The organism is Streptomyces sp. NPDC044003 (assembly GCF_056435185.1).
This window is the reverse complement of the sequence record NZ_JBWKFA010000007.1, coordinates 296,637-318,282: the sequence shown is the minus strand read 5'-3', so window position 1 is coordinate 318,282 and position 21,646 is coordinate 296,637. Positions and strand designations below refer to the sequence as shown.

Below are 21,646 nucleotides of genomic sequence, written 5' to 3'. Positions count from 1 at the left end.
GGCCCCTCGTTCACTACGACGGTCGACGACGCGCCCGGTGACCCCGGGTCAGTCCGCCGGCCGCAGACCGAAGGTGTCGGCCAGGCCGTCGGCTCCGGCCTCGGTCACATGGACGACCCGGGGGCGCGAGCCGTGACGCAGCCAGCGCAGTTCGAAGAGCCGTGCGGTGAGCGCCGCGCCGACCGCACCCGCGAGGTGGTGGCGCTGCTCGCTCCAGTCCACGCAGTAGCGGATCAGGGGCCGGCGGGCCGGCAGCAGGTCCAGGTCGACGCCGAAACGGGCCAGCGACTCCCGGCCCGTGGCGGTCAGGCGGTAGTCGACGTCGTGGCCGTATCCGGACGTCCCGTCGCGCACGGACTCCTCGGGGCGGTGGGTGCCGTCGTGCCCGGTGAGCAGGCCACCGGCGAGCAGGGAGTCCAGCAGGTCGACGCCGAGTCGGCCGGCGAGATGGTCGTAGCACGTGCGGGAGCGGCGCAGGGCGCCGGCGGTGCTGCTCTCGCGCAGGGAGGTGACCGGGAGGGGCGGCGCGATGACGGCCAGCGCCTCCAGGGCGAGGCTGACGTCGGGGTCGGCCAGACGGTAGTACCGGCACCGGCCCGAGCTTTCCATGGTGACCAGTCGCGCCTCGACGAGCTTGCTCAGATGGGCGGACGCGGTCGCGGCGCTCACCCCGGCCTCCGCGGCGAGCAGACCGGCGGCCAGTGCGCGGCCGTCGCCGAGCGCCTTCAGCATCCGGGCGCGGGAGGGATCGGCGATCAGCTGTGCGGCCCGGGCGATGTCGGGCTGATGGTGCACCTGGTCCTCGAATCGACCGGTCGTCGTCCTTGCCATGCGGCAAGCGTAGGCCGGGGACATTTAGACCGTCGGCGAAGTGTTGCGCCTCAAGACTGGATCGCATGACATCCACCGGTCCCTCCTTCTCCCCCGCGCGTGCCCCCGCCTCCTCCGTCGATCCGATGCCGGACCGTCCGTCCCTGTCGCTGCCGCCGCTCATCGCGTTGAGCCTCGGATACTTCCTGGTGATGCTCGATGTCACGGTCGTGAACGTGGCCGTGCCCGCCGTCCACGATTCGCTCGACGCCGGCTCGTCCGACCTGCAGTGGATCGTCGACGGGTACAGCGCCTTCTTCGCGGGGCTGCTGCTGGTCGGCGGTGGACTCGGTGACCGCTTCGGGCATCGGGCGCTGTTCCTCGCCGGGCTCGGGATCTTCGCGGCCGCTTCGGCGGCTTGCGCCCTCGCGCCCTCGACGGGGGTCCTGATCGCGGCCCGACTGGTCCAGGGCGCTGGGGCCGCGCTGCTGGTTCCCGCGTCGCTCGCCCTGTTGCGGGCGGCCTATCCCGACCGGGCCCAGCGCGCTCGGGCGGTCGGCCACTGGGGGCTCGTCTCGGCGGTCGCCTTCGGTGCCGGACCCGCGGTCGGCGGGCTGCTGGTCGCGGGGTTCGGCTGGCGCGCGGTGTTCTGGGTGAACCTGCCCGTGGCCGCGGTGGCGGCGCTGCTGACTCTGCGCCACGTACCCGCCCCGGGTCCGAGGGCCCGGCCGGGCCGGGCGGATCCTGCCGGTCTGCTGCTCGGCGTGCTCGGGCTGCTCGGCGTGGCCGGTGCGCTCAACGAGGCGGGGCCCGCCGGCTGGTCCTCGCCGGAGGTGCTGGTGCTGTTCGCGGGGGGCGTGGTGTGCCTGGCCGCCTTCGTCGCCGTCGAACTGCGCCTGGAGAAGCGGGCGGCGGTACGGCCGGAGGGCAGGCGACCGCTGCTGCCGCCGTCGCTCTTCCGTGAGGCCGGGCTGACCGCGACGAACCTCATCGGTCTGCTGCTGAGCTTCGGCTACTACGGGCTGCTGTTCGTCGCCACGCTGTACTTCCGGCAGGAACGTCAGCTCAGCGCGCTGAGCACGGGGTTCGCCCTGCTGCCGTCGGTCTGCATGGGCTTCCTCGCGGCGCCGCTGTCGAGCCGTCTGACCGCCCGGAGCGGTCCGTACGCGCCCATGGCCGGGGCGCTGCTCCTCGGGAGCGCCGGCTTCCTGGGCTGGTTGGCGGCGGGCCCCGACACCCCTTACCCCGTGCTGCTCTTCGCGCTCATGGCGACGGGGCTCGCGACACCGGTCACCGTGGTGGCCGCCACCGTGGCCGTCATGGAGGCGAGCCCCGCGGACAGGGCCGGTACGGCGTCAGCGGTGTTCAACGTGTCCCGCCAGGTGGGCAGCGCGATGGGCGTGGCGCTCTTCGGCACGCTGATCGGCGGGGAGGCCGGCCTGACCGGCGGGCTGCACGTTTCGGCGGTCATCGCCGCGGCGGCGTTCCTGTTGGCGTCGGGCCTCGCGGCGGTCGCCGGGCGCCGTACCGGGGTCACCCGGGCGGCGTGAGCGGACCGGATGTGCCGCCCGCCGCTTCACAAGGATGTGCCGTCGCTTCACAAGGATGTGCCGTCTGCCGCTTCACAAGAAGGACGGGGCCCCGATACGTGCCGACACGGCGGTCGCAGTTACGGTCGGTAATAGCTCGATAATCCTGAGTTTCGAGCACTCAAGATCGAAAGTCCGTCACCCGGGTCGGCGTTGACAGATGTCCCCCGACGGAAGGAAAAAGCCCCCGCCGTTAACGCAGCCTTTAACAATGTTTTAGCAGGTCAGGCCGCCAAAACCAGCGTAAAACGGATGACCCGAAGATAGGGGCTCCCCAACCAGCACATCGTGGGCTTAACTTATGTGCCATGACCTCCCCCCGCTCCACCTATGGAGGCGGTTTCCACACCGCGCCGTCCTTCCCGGACACCCCGATCTACGACTCCCTGGTCGCGGAGCGGGGCACGCCTCAGATCGCCCCGATCCGAGTGCCCGCCGCCTACGACACCGGCAGCAGCTTCCCCGCGAGCGGCTCCTATCTGCCGGCGCTCCCCGCGGCGCTGCCCGCCCTCCCGGCGGCGCCCAGCCCGCAGCCCGCCCCTTCGTACGGCGGCGGGTACGGCTACCCGCAGCCCTCGGCGCAGATGGCCCCCGTCCCGCTGCAGGCCGCCCCGGCCCCGTACATCCCGCAGCAGCAGGTGGCCCCGCGCGGCTACCCGGGCGGCCAGTACCCGCAGCAGCCCCGCCCGGCCGCCGCCGGCTACGAGGCGATGCGTCCGGCGGCCCCCCGGCCCGCGCCGGTCCCGGCCCCCGCGCCGTACGACGACCCGTACAACCGCCCCTACCAGGGCGGGGGTTACTGACCGGCTTCGCCACCGGCCTCCGTCGGGGCCGGGGCGGCTGGCAGGATGAGGACATGCCTACTCCTGTACTCCGCTCCGTCCACGTCCACCCGGTGAAGGCCATGCGCGCGCTGGCCCGCGCGGAGGCCGAGGTGCAGCCCTGGGGGCTCGCCGGGGACCGCCGCTGGACCGTCGTCGACGCCTCGAACACGGTCGTGACCCAACGCCGTCACCCCCGGATGGCCTTGGCCACGGCGGAACCGCTGCCCGGCGGCGGGATCTCCCTGTCCGCTCCCGGCCACCCGACGCTGGAGGTCGAGGTACCGAAGCCCCCACCAGTCACGCCCACGATCACGGTGGAGATCTTCGACCAGTTCGTGGAGGCGGTCCCTGCCGACGCCGCCGCGGCCGCCTGGCTCTCGGCGTACCTGGAGAGCGACGTACGGCTCGTGCACATGGACGCGCCCGAGCACCGGCGGCCCGTGGACCCCGACTACGCGCTGCCCGGCGAGACCGTGAGCTTCGCGGACGGCTATCCGCTGCTCGTCACCACCGTCTCCTCGCTCGACGCCCTCAACTCCCTGATCGCCCAGGGCGACCACGCCGACGAGGGCCCCCTGCCGATGAGCCGGTTCCGGCCGAACCTGGTGATCGAGGGCACCGCCCCCTGGGCGGAGGACGGCTGGACGCGGATCGCCGTCGGAGAGGTCACCTTCCGGGTGGCCCGGCCCTGCGGGCGCTGCGTCGTCACCACGACGAACCAGCTCACCGCCGAGCGCGGCAAGGAGCCCCTGCGGACCCTGGCCCGGCACCGCAAGAGCGACGGCCGCGTCATCTTCGGCCAGAACCTCGTCCCCGAGCACACCGGCACCGTCCGGGTCGGTGACACCGTGAAGATCCTGGACTGAGGACGGCCCGGGGGTTCGCATCACACTTCGCCCGGCCGACAGGCGGGGAACCAGGCACCGGGGCACACTCGTTGGAGGAGCGGTGAACAACGAGGGGGTCCATACGTGCGTGCAGCCATCGGACTCTGGCGCTGGCGGCACAATCCCCTGCGCCGGACCACTGATCTCGTCGAGGCGTGGGTCGCCTTCGCGGCGGCCGTACTGCTCTGTCTCGCGGTGCCGCTGACCGGCTGGGCGGCCGGCACGTCCGCATACGGCTCGCTGTCGCGCGCGGTCCGCACGCAGCAGGAGCAGCGGCTGCCGACGACGGCCCGGGTGGTGCGGCTCGCCGACGGACCCGTCAGCGGCCCCCGGTCCGTCGAGACCCCCGGGGAGGAGCGGCTGCGGCGCTCCGTCGTGGCCCGCTGGACCGCGCCGGACGGCTCGGTCCGCACGGGAACGGTGGCGACGGCCCGGCAGCACTCCGCGCCCGGCGCCGCCTTCCGGCTCTGGACGGACCCGGACGGACGTCCGGTGCCGCCGCCGATGCAGGCGGGGACGGCGCGTGCGCACGCGATCATCGCCGGTCTGACGGCCGCGCTCCTCACCGGTCTCCTGGTGGAGCTCGTCCGCCGCCTCGCGGTCCGCAGGCTGGAGCTGCGGCGGTACGCACGCCTCGACCGCGCGTGGGCGGCGGCAGGCCCCGACTGGGGCCGCACGGGCACGGGAAGCTGAACCCCGCACCCACCCCGCTGGGGGTTCGGGTTCGATCGCTCGGCGACCGAACCCGACCGCCCCGGACCGGCGGTGACGCGTGCTGGGTGGCCGTCGGCCGCCGGTGGGGCTGCGGGCCGGCGACCCGTCAACCCGGCGGCGCCGCGCGCGCTACGGTGGGGCATCGGATCAGCGGCGAGGCATGAGGCGGGGGCAGGACACACCCATGGCACAGGGCACGGTCCAGGTGACGCACACCGGCACATCGCGGTGGCGGCGCCGCACGGGTGAGTACCCCTCTCTCGCCGCCGCCCTGGAGGCCGCCGGCGACGGGGACGTGCTCACCGTCGCGCCCGGCACCTACCGGGAGAACCTCGTGGTGCGGCGGGCCGTCACCCTGCGCGGCCCCGAGGGCGGGATCGGCTCGGTGCGGATCGCGCCCCCGGACGGGGTGCCGCTGACTCTCCGCGCCTCCGTCACCGTGCAGGACCTGCACATCGAGGGGCAGGACGTCGCCGCGCCCGCGCTGCTCGTGGAGGACGGCACGCCCGAACTGCTCGATCTGCGGATCATGACCCGCTCGGCCGCCGGGATCGAGGTGCGGGGCGCGGCCCGGCCCACGGTCCGTCGTTGCACGGTCGACAACCCGGCCGGGGTCGGCATCGCCGTGCTCGACGGCGCGGGCGGGGTGTTCGAGGAGTGCGAGGTGGTCTCCGCCGGTCAGGCGGGCGTCTCGGTGCGCGGCGGGGCCCATCCGCGTCTGGAGCGCTGCCGGGTGCACCACGCCTCCGGCGCGGGGATCGCCGTGACCGGCGAGGGCAGCGGTCTGGAGGGCGTCGGCTGCGAGGTGTACGAGATCAAGGGCGCCGGTCTGCAGATCGCGGCCCGCGCCACCGCCCACCTCACCGACTCCTCGGTGCACCGCACCTCGGCCGACGGCATCACGCTCGACACGGACGCGGTGCTCACCCTCTCCGACTGCGACATCCACGACGTCCCGGAGAACGCGGTCGACCTGCGCTCGCGCTCCGTCCTGACGCTGACCCGGTCCACCGTCCGCCGCTTCGGGCGCAACGGCCTGTCGGTGTGGGACCCGGGGACGCGGGTGGACGCCAACCAGTGCGAGATCCACGACAGTACGGGCGACTACCCGGCGGTGTGGGTCAGCGACGGGGCCACCGCCGTCCTCGACGCCTGCCGGGTGCACGACGTACCGGACGCGCTGTTCGTCCTCGACCGGGGCTCGCGCGTCGACGTCGTCGACAGCGATCTGACGCAGGTGCGGAACACGGCGGTGTCGGTGAGCGACGGGGCCACGGCCCAGCTCGACGACTGCCGGATCCGGGAGGCCTCCACGGGCGCCTGGTTCCGGGACCACGGCAGCGGCGGCACCCTCGGCGGCTGCACGATCGACTCCGTGCAGACCGGCGTCATCGTCACCAAGGGCGCCGACCCCACGATCGACCGGTGCACGGTCACCTCGCCCGCCGAGGCCGGTTTCTACGTGTCGGCGGAGGGCCGCGGCTCCTTCCACGGCTGCCGGGTGACGGGCAGCGGCGGGTACGGCTTCCACGTCACGGACGGCTGCCGCACCACCCTGCGCAAGTGCCGTACGGAGCGGTGCGCGCGCGGCGGTTACGAGTTCCCCGAGGAGGGCGCGAGCGCGGAGGACTGCACCAGCGACGAGAGCGCCGTCCGCTCCTCCGTGCCCGACGGCGGCACAGTCCTGACGGCCACCCAGTCGGCGGGCCTGCTCGGCACGGTGCCGGCACCGCGCGCCCCGGTGGCCGCGCCGGCCCCTCCGGAAGCCGCGCCCGAGGCCCGTTCCTCGCAGGACGTGCTCGGCGAACTGGACGCCCTGGTGGGTCTGGAGAGCGTCAAGCTGGAGGTGCGGACCCTCACCAACATGATCGAGGTGGGGCGCAGACGCCAGGAGGCCGGACTCAAGGCGGCCTCGGTCCGCCGCCATCTCGTCTTCACCGGCAACCCCGGCACGGGCAAGACGACGGTCGCCCGGCTGTACGGCGAGATCCTCGCCTCGCTCGGGGTCCTGGAGCGCGGGCACCTGGTGGAGGTCTCCCGGGTGGACCTGGTCGGCGAGCACATCGGCTCGACGGCGATCCGTACGCAGGAGGCCTTCGACCGGGCACGCGGCGGAGTCCTCTTCGTCGACGAGGCGTACGCGCTGTCACCGGAGGACTCGGGGCGGGACTTCGGCCGCGAGGCGATCGACACGCTGGTGAAGCTGATGGAGGACCACCGGGACGCGGTGGTGGTCATCGTCGCCGGATACACGGCGGAGATGGAGCGCTTCCTCACCGTCAACCCCGGTGTGGCCTCGCGGTTCTCACGGACCATCACCTTCGGCGACTACGAGCCGGAGGAACTTCTCCGGATCGTCGGCCAGCAGGCGGACGAGCACGAGTACCGGCTCTCCCCGGGCACGGACGAGGCGCTGCTCACGTACTTCGAGAAGCTCCCCAAGGGCCCGGCCTTCGGCAACGGCCGTACGGCGCGGCAGACCTTCGAGTCGATGGTGGAGCGGCACGCGGGCCGGGTCGCCGCGCTCGCCGAGGCGAGCACGGACGACCTGACCCTGCTCTACCCGGAGGACCTTCCCGAACTCCCCTGACCGGCCTCCTCGTTCGCCACACGCTGGTGGGGAAGGGCCGGCGGGAGCCGGTCGAGGAGTTCGGAGCGGTGGCGGGCGAACGCCGGATCGGCCTGGTAGTCGGAGTGGCCCAGGATCGGTTCGGGCAGCGGATGCGCGCGGGTGCGGCCGTACGCGACCGGGTCGAGCAGCACCGCTCCGTCGACGGCCGGCCGGCCGTCCTCGGCGGGCACCCTGACGGGGCCGCCGATCGGGTCGGTGGCGCGGTACAGATTGCTCCAGCAGTGCACCGTACGGTTCAGGGCACGCAGCGCCTCGGGGCCGAAGTACGCGGGGAACCAGCGGCCGTAGAGCCGCTCCAGGGGTGAGCCGTAGGTGAGCAGGGCGACCCGGCTCCGGGTGGCGGGCTGCAGCTGCCAGACGGCGGCCGCGGCGAGGACGCTGCCCTGGGAGTGCCCGGAGATGACGAGCCGGCCGCCGGTGCCGCGGGTCCAGGAGCTCATCCGCCAGGTGAGGTCGGGGACCGCGCGCTCGGCGTAGCAGGGCGGGGCGAAGGGGTGGGCGGCGCGGGGCCAGAAGGTGCCGACGTCCCAGAGGATGCCGATGGTGCGGCGGGCCGAGGCGTCCTTGTAGGCGCGGCGGCCCCAGGTGACGAACAGCAGGAAGCCGAGGCCGATCATCCAGGAGCCGAGGGCCTGGGTCGCGGAGGCGAGGGAGGCGATCGCGGGGTGCGCCCCGTCGAAGGCCCGGCCCGGGACGTTCCCGCTGGCCCAGGCACCGGCGACGGACGCGGCCCCGAGGAGCAGGGTCGCGCCGGAGACGACGCCGACGAGGACGGGCGCGGAGTCGGTGAGCGAGGCGCGGGCCCGGCCGGCCGCGATCTGCCCCGTACGGACCGGGTCGCGTTCGTCGTCGGCGTCGTAGTCGTCCTCGACGGAGGAGCGCAGTCGCCGGGCGTCGAGGAGCGTCCGTACGACGAGGAGGGCGGCCGGGGCGAGGAGCAGCAGGAGCAGGACGGGGATGACCGAGGCCTGCCAGCTGAGGAGGACGGGCGGGCCGATGCGTACGCCGCCCCGGGCGGCCGGGCCGTCGAGCCAGTCGGCGACGCGCTGGGCCACTCCCCCGGACATGACCCCGGCGAGCGCGCAGGCGAGCATCGCGACGGCGGGCCCGCCGAGTCCGCGCAGCGCGGTGCGGGGGTCCCTGCGGGGCCGCTGGAGGAGCAGGGCGACGACGCCGAGGGCGACGACGAGACCGCCCTGGACGAGGGTGAGGGCGCCGAAGACGGCGTCGCCGGGAAGGGTGCCGGAGGAGGTCCGGCCGGGGCGGGACCAGCCGGCGTGCACGGCGGTGAGCGCGAGCAGGACGAGGGAGGCGGCGGGCAGCCAGGAGACGAGGGCCCGTTCGATGCGCAGGTCGAGCCGGCGTTCGCTGCGGCCGCGCCGGCAGACGACCCAGAGCACGACGACGGCGAGGACGGCGACGGCCGCCTGGAGGACCCAGCCGAGAACCGTACGGAGGCCTGGGGTGCCGGCGTCGTGGCGGGCGGTGGCCGTGACGAGGGCGGCGGCGACCGTGAGGAAACCGGCGGCGGTGTGGGCCGCCCGGAGACGGGCGACGAGCCGGCGGCCGTACCAGAAGCCGGGGCGGCCGAGCGCGGGCCGGAGCTCGACGGGACCGGCGGGGTCGGCGGCGTCCGCGGCCTCCGTGTCGGCCGTGTCCGCCGTGTCCGCCGTGTCCGCCCGCGGCTCCGTGACGGGCGCGTCGTACCCGGTGGGCGGGCGCTGCGCCTCGTACGCGCTCCACGTCCGGTTCGAGAGATACCAGAGCAGTCCGACGAGCGCGGTCGGCACGAGCGCGGCGAGGGCGAGACGGCGGCCGGGCGGGGACCACCAGCCGCCGCGGCCCTCGGAGAGGAAACCGAGCCACGAGTAGGCGTCGGTGCAGGCGGGAAGGGCGGCGCACTGCCAGGCCGTCAGGTCGAGCGCGACCTCGCAGGCGGCAGCGGTGAGGAGCACGGTGAGGCTGAGGGCGACGAGGCGGACGAGGACCCCGTAGAGCCGCACGAGCCCCGGCCTGCCCTCGGCGGGCGGCCGCATCCAGTGCGCCAGGTTGGCCACCATGAAGGGCAGGAGCAGCAGCCACAGGGCGCGGGCTCCGTCGCCGGAGGTCAGATTGGACCAGCAGTACGCCTCCGGGACGGGACGCGCCGCGTACCGCTCGGGGTGGTCCTCGGCGTCGAGGTCCTCGCCCCGCCGGAACATGGCGGCGGTCCGGTCGCCGGTGACCCGGACGGTCCTGGGGTCGTCGAGCATCGACTCGGGGGTCGCTCCGCCGACTCCGTGGACGAGGAGTTCGAGCGCCGCGCCCCCGCTCTCCGGGGCAGATGTGGCAGGGGACACTGAGGGGACTTCCTCTCAGAGTGGGAAGATGCGACGTCGGCAACAGGATCGCGGAAGGCCGTGCGACCGCGCACGGACTCTCACCGAATCCGACACTCATCCCCTTGTCTCCTGCGGAAGGACCGGCCCCGGCGGTGACTGACAACCAGAACCTCCTCGCGGAGCAGCGGCGTGCCCTGATCCTCGACGAGGTACGGCGGCGTGGCGGCGTACGGGTCAACGAACTGACCCGGCGTCTGAACGTCTCGGACATGACGATCCGCCGCGACCTGGACGCGCTGGCCCGGCAGGGCATGGTCGCGAAGGTGCACGGCGGGGCCGTTCCGGTGGTCGAGGCGAGCACCCACGAGCCGGGCTTCGAGGCCAAGTCGGTGCTCGAACCGAGCGCCAAGGACGAGATCGCCCGCACGGCGGCCGCCCTGGTCGCGCCGGGGACGGCGATCGCCCTGTCCGGCGGGACGACGACCTACGCGCTCGCCCGGCACCTGCTCGACGTGCCGGACCTGACGGTGGTCACCAACTCGGTACGGGTCGCGGACGTCTTCCACGAGGCGCAGCAGACCGGCGCCGGGGGCGAGGCACGGCGCGGGGCGGCGACGGTCGTCCTGACCGGCGGGGTCCGCACGCCGTCCGACGCGCTGGTGGGACCGGTGGCCGACCGGGCGATCCGCTCGCTCCACTTCGACCTGCTGTTCCTGGGGGTGCACGGCATCTCGGTGGAGGCCGGCCTTTCGACGCCGAACCTGGCGGAGGCCGAGACGAACAGCTGCCTGATGCGCTCGGCGCGGCGGGTCGTGGTGGTCGCCGACCACACCAAGTGGGGCACGGTGGGCCTGAGTTCCTTCGCCTCCCTGGACGAGGTCGACACGTGGGTGACGGACCGGGGCCTGCCGGAGGGCGTCCGCGCGGAGGTGGCGGAACACCTGCCGGGACTCATGCTGCCCGGCGAGGCCGAGGCGTGACCCTCTTCCGGGTCGAACGGACGGTGCCGCTGGGTCCGGAGGAGGTGTGGCGCCGGCTCACGGACTGGCCGGCGCACGGTCGCCAGGTGCCGCTGACCCGGACGGTAGTCCTGACACCGGGCCCGAACGGGACGGGGACGCGCTTCACCGCCCGCACGGGCATCGGCCCGCTGTCCTTCGACGACCCGATGGAGGTCGTGCGCTGGGAGCCCCCGGCGGCCGGTGGTTCGGCCGTCTGCCGCCTGGAGAAATACGGCCGGGTGGTACGGGGCTGGGCGCAGGTGGAGGTGACGGGGACGCGGGGCGGTGGCAGCCGGGTGCTCTGGACGGAGGACCTCGCGGTACGGGGCGTACCGAAGGCCTTCGACCCCGTGCTGGCCCGAGCGGGCCGCGCCGTCTTCGGCCGAGCACTTGAGGGCCTCCTCCAAGACCGGTGACCCCCGTTGTGGGCAATCGTTCCGCTGGGGCGGAACGGGTGGGCACAACGGACCAGCGCCCTGCCGGCGCCAGAAGCTTCCGCGCCCTGACCCGCACCCCTTGGTGCAGCGCAGTCGTGGTGCGGGTCCAGGCTCGGAACGCGGAGGCGCCGCTAGAGGGCGCCGTCCCGTGTGCCCACCCGTCCCGCCCCAGCGGGACGATTGCCCACACGGCGGTGCGCGCCGCCCCGCATGGGCACGGGCTCACGCGGAGGGCGCCGCCCGGCCGGCCGCGGCTCACGCGGAGGCCTGGGCTGTTGACAGCGCGTCAGCTAAGGTGCTTCCTCCGATCGCGTCCCCCGGGAGGGCCCATGGCACGTCGACTGAGGCCGGTGGAGCTCGACTTCACCGCGTCCGCGCCCGTCCGCCTCGTCTTCACCGCCACCCTCGCCGCACCCCCACCCGCCGTCTACCGGTCCCTCGCCGTGGAGGTGGGGAGCCTGCCGGCCTGGTTCACGGCCGTCACCTCCGCCGTTCCGACGGGCGACGGCGGAGGCCGGACGGTCCGGCTGCGGGGCGGGATCGCCTTCGACGAGACGATCCTGGCCTCGGAGCCCGACCTCCGCTACGCCTACCGGGTCGACGCGACGAACGCCCCCGGCGTGACCGCGATGGCGGAGGAGTGGGCCCTCTCCCCCGCCGGGACGGGCACCCGGATGCGCTGGACCATGGCCGCCGACGGCGCGACCCCGTTCCGGCTCGCGCTGCGTCTCGCGGCGCCGGGCGTGGGGTTCTCCTTCCGGGACGCGGCGCGCCGGCTGGACCGGCGGCTCACTCCGGCCAGGCCCCCGTCGCGAGGAACCGCTCGATAGCGGCGGAGTACGGGGCGATGTCCAGACCCTGGGCGGCCAGCCAGTCGTCGGAGTAGTACTTGTCGAGGTACCGCTCGCCGGGGTCGCAGATGAGGGTGACGACGCTGCCGGTGCGCTCGTGGGCGACCATCTCGGCCACGATCTTGAAGGCGCTCCACAGGCCGGTCCCGGTGGAGCCGCCCGCCTTGCGGCCGATCGCGGTCTCCAGAGCGCGGACGGCGGCGACGCTCGCCGCGTCGGGGACCTTCATCATGCGGTCGACGGCCCCGGGCACGAAGCTGGGCTCCATGCGGGGGCGGCCGATGCCCTCGATCCGCGAGCCGCAGTCGGCGGTGGCGTTCGGGTCGTGGTGCGTCCAGCCGTCGAAGAAACAGGAGTTCTCGGGGTCGGCGACACAGATCCGGGTGTCGTGCTGCATGTAGTGCACGTAGCGGGCGATCGTCGCCGAGGTGCCGCCGGTGCCGGCGGTGGCGACGATCCACGCGGGCTCCGGGTAGCGCTCCAGCTTCAGCTGCTCGTACATCGACTCGGCGATGTTGTTGTTGCCGCGCCAGTCGGTGGCCCGCTCCGCGTAGGTGAACTGGTCCATGTAGTGGCCGCCGGTGCGCTCCGCGAGGGCGGCGGCCTCCTCGTACATCGTGCGCGAGTCGTCGACGAAGTGGCACTGACCGCCGTGGAACTCGATGAGCCGGCACTTCTCGGGGCTCGTCGTGCGGGGCATGACGGCGATGAAGGGAACGCCGATGAGCTTCGCGAAGTACGCCTCGGAGACCGCGGTCGAGCCGCTGGACGCCTCGATGACGGGCTTTCCGGGACGGACCCAGCCGTTGCAGAGCCCGTAGAGGAAGAGGGAGCGGGCGAGGCGGTGCTTGAGGCTGCCCGTGGGGTGGGTCGACTCGTCCTTGAGGTAGAGGTCGATACCCCACTTCTCGGGGAGGGGGAAGCGCAGCAGATGGGTGTCGGCGGAGCGGTTGGCGTCGGCCTGGACCTTGCGCACGGCCTCCTTCAGCCACGACCGGTACGCCGGGTCGCTGCGGTCGACGTCGACGGTGGCCGCCGCCGCGGCCGCGGTCTCGTGGGTGGTGCTCATCCGTCGCTCTCCTCGTGTCTCCTCGCGGGTCCCCCAGTGCCGACAATACCGCTCCCACCTGGGCAAACGTTCCCTTTGACGATCCATAGGCCTGCCTTGTGGAAGCCCTTCCGCAGGGCTACTGGTGCGGGCGGCGAGGGCCCGGCACACTGGGTACGGCAACCGGGTGAAAGGGGCGGATCGGCATGGCGGAGCCCGAGTTCAGCGCCAGGGGTGTACGGATCGCACGCTGGCCGCGCTCGCTGACGCGCGCGGGAGAGGTGCGGATCGAGGACGGCCGCCTCGCGCTCCTCACGAGTTACGGCAGCGAGATCGACAGTGCGCCGGTCTCGGCGGTACGGGCGGGGCGGCCGTGGTTCGCGAAGGCGGACGAGACGGTGGCGACCGTGAACGGCACGCGGTACCGGCTGACGCTGCACGCCGACGGCGACCGCGGCCGTGACGGCGGGGACGCGGAGACGTCGGGGCGGTTCCTCGCCGCGCTGAAGAGGGCCGCGGGACGGTCCTGAGCTGCGACGGCTCGCGGCGAGTTGCGAGGCGGTCACGGCTGGTCCAGGCTGGAACCCACCTCACTGAGGGTTCTGCGGTGGTGACGCTGCGATCTGGGTCACCGCCCCTTCTGTACCGCATGACAGATCCGAATCTTCGTCTTCTTCCGGACCACTTCGGGGAGTCGCAGCCGTGATCAGCGAGCCGAGCAGGTACTACGCGGTGGAGCTTCAGGCCCTGCCGTCGCGGATCGGACAGGTCCGCCGCATCATCTCCGCACATCTCCGACATTGGCAGCTGGACGCCTTGGTCGACCAGGCCGTTCTCGGTGTGACGGAGCTTCTGACGAACGTGCACCGCCACGCCCGACCGGACAAGCACTGCACGGTCGAGCTCGAGCTGCTGCTCGACCGTCTCACCGTCTCCGTCCGGGACCACGATCCCCGCCTCCCCGAGGTCTGCCACACGGAGGTGTTCGACCCCGTCGACGACCTCGACGCGCTCGCCACCTCCGGCCGCGGGCTCGCCATCGTCGGTGCGGTCAGCGAGAGCTGGGGCATCCGGCCGTGCGGCGCCGACGGCAAGGTCGTGTGGTTCACCCTCACGGCGCCGCCCGTCGGCGACCCCGTCGAGGAGTGCGCGCGCGCCGGGTTCGGCGTCGGCATCGAGGCCCCCTTCGCGGGCGTCGGCTACAGCCGGCTCCCCGGCGTGCCGCTCAGCTCGCCGGCCGAACCGGTGCCGGCCCCGTCGGTCGCCCGCCCGGTCCTGGCGGGCCGAGCGGGCTGACCGACCCCGGGGAGCGCAGCCGCCGCGCGTCCGTCACTCCGTCGCGATCGCCCGGAGGATCTCCAGGCGGGACGCCCGCCGCGCCGGCCTCCAGGCCGCCACGGCTCCCGCCACCAGACCGACCAGGGCCACTATCGCGAGCCGTGCGGTGGGTACGGCGAACGCGAACGCGCTGTCGCCCGTGGCGCGGACGAGGACCCAGCCGAGGAAGCCGCCGAGCACGAGCCCGCCGACCGTCCCGAAGGCGGCGACCAGGACGGACTCCCAGCGGACCATGGCCCGCAGTTGGGCCCGGGTCTGTCCGACGGCCCGCAACAGGCCCAGTTCCCGGGTCCGTTCGTGGACGGAGAGCGTCAGCGTGTTCGCGATGCCGAGCAGCGCGATCAGGACCGCGAGCGCGAGGAGCGCGTAGACGAGGGTGAGCATCATGTCGATGCCGCCCGCCGAGGCCTCCGCGTACTCCTCCCGGGTCTGCACCTCCGGATGGCCGTACTGGTCGGCGACCTTCGTCACGGCCGCCTTGCCCTCCTCGGCGCCGACACCGTCCGCGAAGTCCACGGCGACCAGCCGGTCGGCGTCCTGGGTGCGGTGCGGGGCCCAGGCCTCCCGGGTGACGAGGTAGTCGCCCGCGAGGTCGGCACGTTCGTACACCGCGCGGACCGTGAAGGTGTGCCGACTGCCGTCGGTGAACGTGAGGACGGCGGTCCGGCCGGGCGTCAGACCGGAGTCGGCGGCCTCGTCGGCGGCGACGGCGAGCCCGTCCGTACCGAGTCCGCTCAGGGAGCCCCGTACCTCCCCCAGGTCCAGCACCCGGGCCAGCGCGGCCGGGTCGGTGACCGTCACCGCGCGGCCCCGGCCGTCCACGTCCGCGACGCCGCGCCCCAGGCCCACGGCCGTGTCGACCTCGGGCAGCGCGGCGACCGCCGGGGCGAGGCGGGGGCTGAGCCCGCTGCCGCCCGCGCCGAACGAGGGCGCGCCGATGGCCACGTCCCCGGCGAAGGAACGGTCGACGGTCCGGTCCATGGTCGCCTTCAGGGAGGCGCCGAAGACCGTGAAGAGGGTGACGACGGCGACGCCGATCATCAGGGCGGTGGCGGTCGCCGCCGTACGGCCCGGGCTGCGCAGGGCGTTGCGGCGGGCGAGGCCCCGGTTGACCCCGCGCAGCGGGCGGCCGAGCACCCGTACGGCGAGCGAGGCGGCGACGGGTCCGAGGACCACGAACGCGGCGACGGCCAGCGCCGCGCCGGTCGCGGCGAGCCACAGCGACGGCGTGCCGAGGACACCGGCGAGGACGGTGCCGACGGCGGTGGCGAGCAGGGCGCCGCCGGTCAGCGCGCGGCGGCGTGAGGTGCCCGAGGCGTCCACGTCCGTCTCGCGGAGCGCGGCCAGTGGGGCCGTGCGCCCGGCCCGTACGGCCGGCAGGAGCGCCGAACCGGCGCAGACGGCGAGCCCGACACCGAGCGGCAGGACGAGGGAGGTGCCGGAGACGACGAGGTCGCCCTCGGGGAAGGGGAAGCCGATCGCGGGGAACAGCGCCTGGAGCCCGGCGGCCACGCCGATCCCGGCGAGGAGCCCGGCGAGGGAGGCGAGGAGTCCGACGGCGAGCGCCTCGGCGAGGGTGCCGGTGACGACCTGGCGGCGGGCGGCGCCGATCGCGCGGAGCAGGGCGTTCTCGCGGGTCCGCTGGGCGACGAGGACCGCGAAGGTGTTGTGGATCGTGAAGACGGAGACGAGGACGGCGACCCCGCTGAACACGAGGAGGAAGGTGGTGAAGAGGTCGAGGAAGCGGCCGGAGACCATCTCGGTGTTCTCCTCGGCGGCCTGCTGACCGGTGATCGCCTCGACACCGTCGGGGAGGGCCGGCGTCAGCGCGGCGACCAGCTCTTCCTGGGAGACGCCGGGCCCGGCGCGTACGGCGATGCTCGTCGCCTCCCCGGGGTGCGCCGTCAGGTACTTCTCGGCGTCGGCGCGGGTGAGACCGGTCCAGGTGACCTGTCCCATGCCGTCCGCGCCGCCGAAGGTGGCCAGGCCGACGACGGTGATCTTCACCGGGTCGGGGGTGCGCAGGACGGTGGTGTCGCCGATGGCGAGACCGGCCGTCTTCGCCGCGCCCCGGTTGACGACGGCCTCGCCGGGGGCGCTCGGCTCGCGGCCCTCGGCGAGGCGGTACGGGTTGAGGGCGGGGTCCGCGATCCAGTTGCCCGCGAGGGTGGGCGGGCCCTTGCCGCCGACGGGGCTGCCGTCGGCGGAGAGGAGCTGGCCCGCGCCCTCGATGCGCGGCGCGGCGGCGGCGACCTCGGGTACCCGGGAGAGGCGCTCGGCGAGGGCGGCGTCGACGGGGCCGCGGGTGCCCTGGGTCTCGCCCGCGGCGGTCACGGTGACGGAGCTGCGGACGATGGCGTCGGTGCCGCGGGTGGCGCTCGTGAACATCGAGTCGAAGCTCGCGCGGAGGGTGTCGCCCATGACGAGGGTGCCGGTGAGGAAGGCGACGCCGAGGAGGACGGCGGCGAAGGTGCCGAGGAAGCGGCGCCGGTGCGCCCGGAGCGAGGAGCGGGCGAGGCGGAGGGTGGCGGGGGTGTTCATGGCGCGCCTCCGTGGGTCAGGGCGGGTACCGCCGCTCCCCCGTCGAAGGCCTTCATCCGGTCGAGGACGCGGTCCGCCGTGGGGCCCGTCATGCGGTCGACGAGCCGGCCGTCGGCGAGGAAGATCACCTCGTCGGCGTGGGCGGCGGCGACCGGGTCGTGGGTGACCATGACGACGGTGCGACCGGTGTCGCGGACCGTACGGCCGAGCAGGCGGAGGACCTCCTCGCCGGAGCGGGAGTCGAGGTTGCCGGTGGGTTCGTCGGCGAAGACGACGTCGGGGTCGCCGGCGAAGGCCCGGGCGACGGCGACGCGTTGTTGTTGGCCTCCGGAGAGTTCGCTCGGCCGGTGGTGGAGCCGGTCACGCAGACCGACGGTGTCGACGAGCCGGTCGAATCTCTCCCGGTCGACGGTGTGTCCCGCGAGGTCGAGCGGGAGGGTGATGTTCTCGGCGACCGTGAGGGTCGGCAGCAGGTTGAAGGCCTGGAAGACGAAGCCGATCCGGTCGCGGCGCAGCAGGGTCAGGCGCCGGTCGTCGAGCGTGGACAGGTCGGTGTCGCCGACGAGGGCGGCGCCGGAGGTGAGGGTGTCGAGTCCGGCGGCGCAGTGCATCAGGGTGGACTTGCCGGAGCCCGACGGGCCCATGACGGCGGTGAAGCGGCCGGCGGGGAAGTCGACGCTCACCCCGTCCAGGGCCCTGACCTCGGTGTCGCCGCGCCCGTAGACCTTCACGGCGTCGACGACGCGGGCGGCGGGGAGCGGGGCGGGAGTGGTCATGTCCGTCGCCCCTTGGGGTTGGCGGCGCGGCCGAACTGCTCCTCCAGGACGCTCAGGCGCCGCCAGTACTCGTCCTCGTCGATCTCTCCGGCCGCGAAGCGGTGGCCGAGCAGGGCGATGGGCGAGTTCTCGTCCGGTCCGTTGTCGCGGCGGAAGTCCCCGCCGGGCCGGAAGTCGCGTCCGCGGCGCCAGCCGGCTCGGCGGGCCACGGTGATGATCCCGATGACGACGGCGGCCCAGACGAGGGGGAAGAAGAGGACCCATGGGCCGGGGCCGGCGTGGGCGAGTGTGTTCATGAGGGTTCAGCTCCTCGGTGGTCTCCGGTGGTGATTCGAGACTCGCTCCGGGAGGGGGTCCGGGTCGTCGTACGGGCAGCGGCTTCTCGCGTACGACGGCGGGAGTACGGCGGGCGCCTTCGGGCTCCTTCCGTTCTGTACCTACTGGTATGTACAGTGCCGTCATGAGCATGAACACCTCGGAGCGGCTGATCGAGGCGACCCGCGAGCTGCTGTGGGAGCGGGGTTACGTCGGTACCAGCCCCAAGGCCGTCCAGCAGGCGGCGGGGGCCGGTCAGGGCAGCATGTACCACCACTTCGCCGGCAAGCAGGACCTGGCGCTCGCCGCGATCCGGCGCTCGGCCGAGGAGCTGGGGGCGGCGGCCGAGGCGGTCCTGGGCGGTGCGGGTCCGGCGTACGCCCGCATCGAGGCGTATCTGCTGCGCGAGCGCGACGTCCTGCGCGGCTGTCCGGTGGGGCGGCTGACCATGGACCCGGAGGTCATCGCGGACCCGGAGCTGCGCGCGCCCGTCGAGGAGGTGCTCGGCCGGGTGCGCGGCCGGATCGCCGAGGTCGTCCAGGAGGGCCTGGACAGCGGCGAGTTGAGCGGACCCCTCGATCCGGAGGAGATCGCGGCGGCCGTGCTCGCGACCGTGCAGGGCGGGTACGTGCTGGCCCGCGCGACCGGTTCGCGGGCGCCCTTCGACACCGCCGTACGCGGTCTGCTCGCCCTGCTCCGCCCGCGCGCCGCCTCGGTCTGACCCCTGACACCCGGAGAATCGGAGTTCTTGCCTTGCACGCGATGCAGTACGAGATCACCCTAGTCAACGGGACACCCTTTTACCACGGTCGGTGACCTGCGCAAACATGAAGAAGCCCCCGCCGCCCTCCACTGGGGAGAAGGACGACAGGGGCAGTCAGGGGCCCGTCAGAGTCAGTGCGCTCGCCGACGGACCGGGCTACGAGTTGCGTGCGTTCGCTGGCTCCACAGGCCGCTACAGGGGGTTTGCTGGAGGCCGTAGAACGACCCGCACGCCGCGCACCACAGAGCCCCGGAGACAGGATCCTGAAGGCCCAGTTGGGCGCACCGGGGACACTGCGGCATGGTGACCTCTCAGTCGGTCAGGTCGTACTCGCCGGCCTTGACGGCGGCCGACGGAACCGCCCAGTTCGCCGCAGAGTACTCCAGGACGTGAAGCGGGTTGTTGCTGTCCCGGAGGGCGACGACGCCCGGGACGTTGGTTGCCACCTCCGGGCAATTCCCCACGCGCGCATCCCGGCACGCCTCGGTCTTGACGAATTCGAACTCCGGCCGCTTGGCCATGGTGGATTCCCCTCTCGTCGATACGTCGGGTATTGCACGGACGGGGGCACTCCGACCTCACCGGGCACCCCCGCCCGCTCCCGACGCGGGCGGTCGCGAGCCGCACCGCGCGGGTCTAACCCGCTCCTCCGAAGAGCTTCCCCAAGCGTCGAAGGAGCGGAGCTCTATTCGGCCGGGACGACGACCGCGACGGTCTCGCATGTCCGGGCGAAGATGCTGTGCCCTGTCCGTCCCTTGTGCTTCATCCAGTCGACGTCGGCCCGTTCCCCGTCAGCCGTGGGGGCAACGGACCAGCCGCAATCCGGGTTAAGACACCGGGCGGTGAAGGTCGGCTCAGAGTCGGGGTGTCTCGTGATTCGATGCTCCACGAACCGCAGAACGGCGCTCACGACTCCACCGCTGGCACAGGAGTGGTGAAGATGCGCACCTGTGCCATTTCCGCGGGCGTCGGGGCGCGGAGCGACTCGGGCGGCGCGGTCCACTCCCGCCCTCCCCCTGGGGGACGCAAGTACACGCTGCCCGCGTATCGCTCGACGACCCGGCCGATACGTCCCTCTGAGTCGACTGCATACCGACTCTTCATCGGCTGCCACTGTTCTTCCGCCATTGCGCACCGTCCCCTCTTCGTCTCTGACGGTAGGGGGCGTGGCTTGCTCGGTTCCACGCAGTTCTATGGAGTTCTACGCGGCTTACGACGGCGCGGGAATGGCCCCCGCGATGATCCGATATGCGTCCGGACCGAAGACGGCAGCACGCGTCATTTCAAGGTGGGCCTCTACGTACTGCGCTACCTCCGACGGTGCAGTGATCGTCAGTGCGGCCGTGAGGAGCTCGACGAACACCTTCTCGTCGTCGTACACCGTGAATGTCTCCAGCGGCCACCGGGCAGGCGCGCCGGCAGGAATGACGCCCAACGAGACGGCGGGGTACCGGGCGGCGTCGAGTAGGTGGAGAAGCTGCTCGGTCATCACGTCCGGGCCTCCAACATGACGCCGGAGTGCCGCCTCTTCCACTACGAAAGCAAAGGTGCGGCCGGGCTCCCGGATGATGTTCGACCGCTCAACGCGCGCATCCGCAGCCGCCTCAGAGTCGTCGGGGATGCGCTTTGTGCGTGCGATGTCTGCGAGAAGCGCCACGGCGTAGGCACGTGTCTGGAGCAAGCCGGGGATGAGCGTGGAGCTGTACACCCTCAGCTGTGCCGTGTCACGGTGGATGCTCGCCCGCGCAACCTGCATGGACCTCAGCCCGTGGCGGTTCCGACGCCTCCACTCTGAGTACATGCTGTCCGCGGTACGCGCTGCGTCGATGATGTCGGGCGCCTGATCCTCGGCCCCGCAAACACGGCACCACATGCGAACGTCGTCAGTAGACGGGGGCGTCACAGCGTTCTGAAGCCGGGACACCTTCGACTTCTGCCAACCCGTGCGCTCGACGATGTCCTGCCCCGTCAGCCCTGCGTCTAGGCGAAGATCGCGAAGACGCTTAGCAACGCGCTGGCGAGCCTCTTCTATGCGGGCGGACGGGGCTTCAGACATGCCTCAGATCTCAAACTCGCTGTGTGGAGTACCGCGCTCCCACACGATGTTGAACGCGTTCGTGCACCGCTGAACTAGGTCGGCATCGTAGGACATCTGGCCTCCGACGTGGCGGCCGTCGCCGTCGAAGATCCCGAACTTCAGCGCGAAGTCGTCGAAGATCCACACGTCGTTACCAGGGAGCATGATGTCCGATGCGGCGCTCCTGGATAGCCACCGGACGTCTTCACCTGCGGCAAGATTCTTCACCGTTCCAGCGTGCTCGAACCGGATGTAGTCCGAGACGGGCTCAGAGATGACACGCGCCCTGCGTACCTGAACACCCCTGCCCACGCTGTCGGCAATGAGCTGGTGGAAGTTCGACCACCAGGACGAGCGGTCGCTGAAGTCTCGCGCCGCCCCCGCCTTCCACTGGGCGAAGGCCACGTCCTCCGACTCGACGCCATAGACGTCTCGCATCTCCAGGTGCAGAGCGTGACGCGACGTCTTGGCCAAGAGCTCAGCGAACGTCGGGATGCTCGTTGACACGAATCGCCTCCTTCAGCAGCTCTGTCATCCGCGCGGGGATTCGGATCACGGACTCGTTCAGCGCGATCGGGCCGAACTGCTCGCACTGCGTGACGGTCACGTCATCCGCCGTCCAGCCCTGGAGGACGTAGTCCCCCGTCTGTTCGTCGACGAGGACGCTCGGGCAGTTCTCCTCTTCGCTGTTCGGGTCCTTACCTACGTAACGTAGCGACATG

At 72.8% G+C, this 21,646-nt stretch carries 22 protein-coding genes; 11 read left to right on the top strand and 11 right to left on the bottom strand.

The window, feature by feature from the left end:
• Positions 1-48: 48 nt before the first annotated feature.
• Positions 49-831, bottom strand: a complete 783-nt coding sequence (locus AC07AW_RS27595) for an ArsR/SmtB family transcription factor (RefSeq protein ID WP_478818140.1) — start codon at positions 829-831, stop codon at positions 49-51.
• 65 nt (positions 832-896) lie between these two features.
• On the opposite strand from AC07AW_RS27595, the gene AC07AW_RS27590 reads away from it, so the two are divergent.
• From AC07AW_RS27590 to AC07AW_RS27570, 5 genes are all read left to right on the top strand, one after another.
• Positions 897-2,360: an MFS transporter gene (locus AC07AW_RS27590; protein WP_478818139.1), complete on the top strand. Its 1,464-nt coding sequence runs from the start codon at positions 897-899 to the stop codon at positions 2,358-2,360.
• A gap of 347 nt (positions 2,361-2,707) precedes the next feature.
• A complete protein-coding gene (locus AC07AW_RS27585) occupies positions 2,708-3,202 on the top strand; it encodes a DUF6643 family protein (RefSeq protein ID WP_478818138.1) in 495 nt (164 codons plus the stop codon).
• Positions 3,203-3,255: 53 nt separating this feature from the next.
• The gene (locus tag AC07AW_RS27580) at positions 3,256-4,089 is read left to right on the top strand and encodes an MOSC domain-containing protein (protein WP_478818137.1); all 834 of its coding nucleotides are present in this window, start codon (positions 3,256-3,258) and stop codon (positions 4,087-4,089) included.
• A gap of 105 nt (positions 4,090-4,194) precedes the next feature.
• A complete protein-coding gene (locus AC07AW_RS27575; protein ID WP_478818136.1) occupies positions 4,195-4,803 on the top strand; it encodes an Rv1733c family protein in 609 nt (202 codons plus the stop codon).
• Between the two features lie 205 nt (positions 4,804-5,008).
• Positions 5,009-7,414: a right-handed parallel beta-helix repeat-containing protein gene (locus tag AC07AW_RS27570; protein ID WP_478818135.1), complete on the top strand. Its 2,406-nt coding sequence runs from the start codon at positions 5,009-5,011 to the stop codon at positions 7,412-7,414.
• Here the strand turns inward: AC07AW_RS27570 and AC07AW_RS27565 are convergent.
• Positions 7,384-9,795 carry a hypothetical protein gene (locus tag AC07AW_RS27565; RefSeq protein ID WP_478818134.1) on the bottom strand — a complete coding sequence of 804 codons (2,412 nt, stop codon included), beginning with the start codon at positions 9,793-9,795 and terminating at the stop codon, positions 7,384-7,386. The genes AC07AW_RS27570 and AC07AW_RS27565 overlap by 31 nt on opposite strands.
• A 134-nt stretch (positions 9,796-9,929) precedes the next feature.
• On the opposite strand from AC07AW_RS27565, the gene AC07AW_RS27560 reads away from it, so the two are divergent.
• The 3 genes from AC07AW_RS27560 (at position 9,930) to AC07AW_RS27550 (ending at position 12,045) form a co-directional block, all read left to right on the top strand.
• Complete coding sequence (locus tag AC07AW_RS27560) at positions 9,930-10,757, top strand: DeoR/GlpR family DNA-binding transcription regulator (RefSeq protein ID WP_478818133.1); 828 nt, start codon at positions 9,930-9,932, stop codon at positions 10,755-10,757.
• Positions 10,754-11,194 (top strand): SRPBCC family protein, encoded by a 441-nt coding sequence (locus AC07AW_RS27555; RefSeq protein ID WP_478818132.1) that lies wholly within the window; start codon positions 10,754-10,756, stop codon positions 11,192-11,194. The genes AC07AW_RS27560 and AC07AW_RS27555 overlap by 4 nt, the downstream gene beginning before the upstream one ends.
• A gap of 350 nt (positions 11,195-11,544) precedes the next feature.
• Positions 11,545-12,045 carry an SRPBCC family protein gene (locus tag AC07AW_RS27550; RefSeq protein WP_478818131.1) on the top strand — a complete coding sequence of 167 codons (501 nt, stop codon included), beginning with the start codon at positions 11,545-11,547 and terminating at the stop codon, positions 12,043-12,045.
• Here AC07AW_RS27550 and cds1 read toward each other — a convergent pair.
• Positions 12,005-13,135, bottom strand: a complete 1,131-nt coding sequence (cds1, locus tag AC07AW_RS27545; RefSeq protein WP_478818130.1) for an L-cysteine desulfhydrase Cds1 — start codon at positions 13,133-13,135, stop codon at positions 12,005-12,007. The genes AC07AW_RS27550 and cds1 overlap by 41 nt on opposite strands.
• Positions 13,136-13,320: 185 nt before the next feature.
• Here cds1 and AC07AW_RS27540 point away from each other — a divergent pair, with 185 nt between their 5' ends.
• Together AC07AW_RS27540 and AC07AW_RS27535 are read left to right on the top strand one after the other, a co-directional pair.
• On the top strand, positions 13,321-13,644 hold the full coding sequence (locus tag AC07AW_RS27540) for a hypothetical protein (RefSeq protein WP_478818129.1): 324 nt from the start codon (positions 13,321-13,323) through the stop codon (positions 13,642-13,644).
• Between the two features lie 172 nt (positions 13,645-13,816).
• On the top strand, positions 13,817-14,410 hold the full coding sequence (locus AC07AW_RS27535; protein ID WP_478818128.1) for an ATP-binding protein: 594 nt from the start codon (positions 13,817-13,819) through the stop codon (positions 14,408-14,410).
• Positions 14,411-14,443: 33 nt separating this feature from the next.
• Here the strand turns inward: AC07AW_RS27535 and AC07AW_RS27530 are convergent, their stop codons facing one another.
• Genes AC07AW_RS27530 through AC07AW_RS27520 form a run of 3 tightly spaced genes read right to left on the bottom strand, consistent with a single transcriptional unit; the run spans position 14,444 to position 18,065 of the window.
• A complete protein-coding gene (locus AC07AW_RS27530) occupies positions 14,444-16,993 on the bottom strand; it encodes an ABC transporter permease (protein ID WP_478818127.1) in 2,550 nt (849 codons plus the stop codon).
• Complete coding sequence (locus AC07AW_RS27525) at positions 16,990-17,769, bottom strand: ABC transporter ATP-binding protein (protein ID WP_478818126.1); 780 nt, start codon at positions 17,767-17,769, stop codon at positions 16,990-16,992. Before AC07AW_RS27525 ends, AC07AW_RS27530 begins: the two co-directional genes overlap by 4 nt.
• The gene (locus tag AC07AW_RS27520; RefSeq protein ID WP_478818125.1) at positions 17,766-18,065 is read right to left on the bottom strand and encodes an SHOCT domain-containing protein; all 300 of its coding nucleotides are present in this window, start codon (positions 18,063-18,065) and stop codon (positions 17,766-17,768) included. Before AC07AW_RS27520 ends, AC07AW_RS27525 begins: the two co-directional genes overlap by 4 nt.
• Positions 18,066-18,214: 149 nt before the next feature.
• On the opposite strand from AC07AW_RS27520, the gene AC07AW_RS27515 reads away from it, so the two are divergent.
• On the top strand, positions 18,215-18,805 hold the full coding sequence (locus tag AC07AW_RS27515) for a TetR/AcrR family transcriptional regulator (protein ID WP_478818124.1): 591 nt from the start codon (positions 18,215-18,217) through the stop codon (positions 18,803-18,805).
• Positions 18,806-19,158: 353 nt separating this feature from the next.
• Here AC07AW_RS27515 and AC07AW_RS27510 read toward each other — a convergent pair whose 3' ends face one another.
• From AC07AW_RS27510 to AC07AW_RS27490, 5 genes are all read right to left on the bottom strand, one after another.
• Complete coding sequence (locus tag AC07AW_RS27510; protein WP_478818123.1) at positions 19,159-19,368, bottom strand: DUF397 domain-containing protein; 210 nt, start codon at positions 19,366-19,368, stop codon at positions 19,159-19,161.
• 164 nt (positions 19,369-19,532) lie between these two features.
• Entirely contained in the window at positions 19,533-19,757 is a 225-nt protein-coding gene (locus AC07AW_RS27505) for a DUF7848 domain-containing protein (RefSeq protein ID WP_478818122.1), read from the bottom strand.
• Between the two features lie 300 nt (positions 19,758-20,057).
• Positions 20,058-20,903, bottom strand: coding sequence for a helix-turn-helix domain-containing protein (locus AC07AW_RS27500; protein WP_478818121.1), 846 nt, complete (start codon positions 20,901-20,903; stop codon positions 20,058-20,060).
• A 3-nt stretch (positions 20,904-20,906) separates the two neighbouring features.
• Positions 20,907-21,431, bottom strand: coding sequence for a DUF6879 family protein (locus tag AC07AW_RS27495; protein ID WP_478818120.1), 525 nt, complete (start codon positions 21,429-21,431; stop codon positions 20,907-20,909).
• Positions 21,403-21,645, bottom strand: a complete 243-nt coding sequence (locus AC07AW_RS27490; RefSeq protein ID WP_478818119.1) for a hypothetical protein — start codon at positions 21,643-21,645, stop codon at positions 21,403-21,405. Before AC07AW_RS27490 ends, AC07AW_RS27495 begins: the two co-directional genes overlap by 29 nt.
• Position 21,646 lies beyond the last annotated feature (1 nt).

Bases quoted from the DNA above. Each gene is read 5' to 3' on its own strand.
- AC07AW_RS27595 (WP_478818140.1), bottom strand. From the start codon at position 831: ATGGCAAGGACGACGACCGGTCGATTCGAGGACCAGGTGCACCATCAG.
- AC07AW_RS27590 (WP_478818139.1), top strand. From the start codon at position 897: ATGACATCCACCGGTCCCTCCTTCTCCCCCGCGCGTGCCCCCGCCTCC.
- AC07AW_RS27585 (WP_478818138.1), top strand. From the start codon at position 2,708: ATGACCTCCCCCCGCTCCACCTATGGAGGCGGTTTCCACACCGCGCCG.
- AC07AW_RS27580 (WP_478818137.1), top strand. From the start codon at position 3,256: ATGCCTACTCCTGTACTCCGCTCCGTCCACGTCCACCCGGTGAAGGCC.
- AC07AW_RS27570 (WP_478818135.1), top strand. From the start codon at position 5,009: ATGGCACAGGGCACGGTCCAGGTGACGCACACCGGCACATCGCGGTGG.
- AC07AW_RS27550 (WP_478818131.1), top strand. From the start codon at position 11,545: ATGGCACGTCGACTGAGGCCGGTGGAGCTCGACTTCACCGCGTCCGCG.
- cds1 (WP_478818130.1), bottom strand. From the start codon at position 13,135: ATGAGCACCACCCACGAGACCGCGGCCGCGGCGGCGGCCACCGTCGAC.
- AC07AW_RS27540 (WP_478818129.1), top strand. From the start codon at position 13,321: ATGGCGGAGCCCGAGTTCAGCGCCAGGGGTGTACGGATCGCACGCTGG.
- AC07AW_RS27530 (WP_478818127.1), bottom strand. From the start codon at position 16,993: ATGAACACCCCCGCCACCCTCCGCCTCGCCCGCTCCTCGCTCCGGGCG.
- AC07AW_RS27525 (WP_478818126.1), bottom strand. From the start codon at position 17,769: ATGACCACTCCCGCCCCGCTCCCCGCCGCCCGCGTCGTCGACGCCGTG.
- AC07AW_RS27520 (WP_478818125.1), bottom strand. From the start codon at position 18,065: ATGAACACACTCGCCCACGCCGGCCCCGGCCCATGGGTCCTCTTCTTC.
- AC07AW_RS27515 (WP_478818124.1), top strand. From the start codon at position 18,215: ATGTACAGTGCCGTCATGAGCATGAACACCTCGGAGCGGCTGATCGAG.
- AC07AW_RS27510 (WP_478818123.1), bottom strand. From the start codon at position 19,368: ATGGCCAAGCGGCCGGAGTTCGAATTCGTCAAGACCGAGGCGTGCCGG.
- AC07AW_RS27500 (WP_478818121.1), bottom strand. From the start codon at position 20,903: ATGTCTGAAGCCCCGTCCGCCCGCATAGAAGAGGCTCGCCAGCGCGTT.
- AC07AW_RS27490 (WP_478818119.1), bottom strand. From the start codon at position 21,645: ATGTCGCTACGTTACGTAGGTAAGGACCCGAACAGCGAAGAGGAGAAC.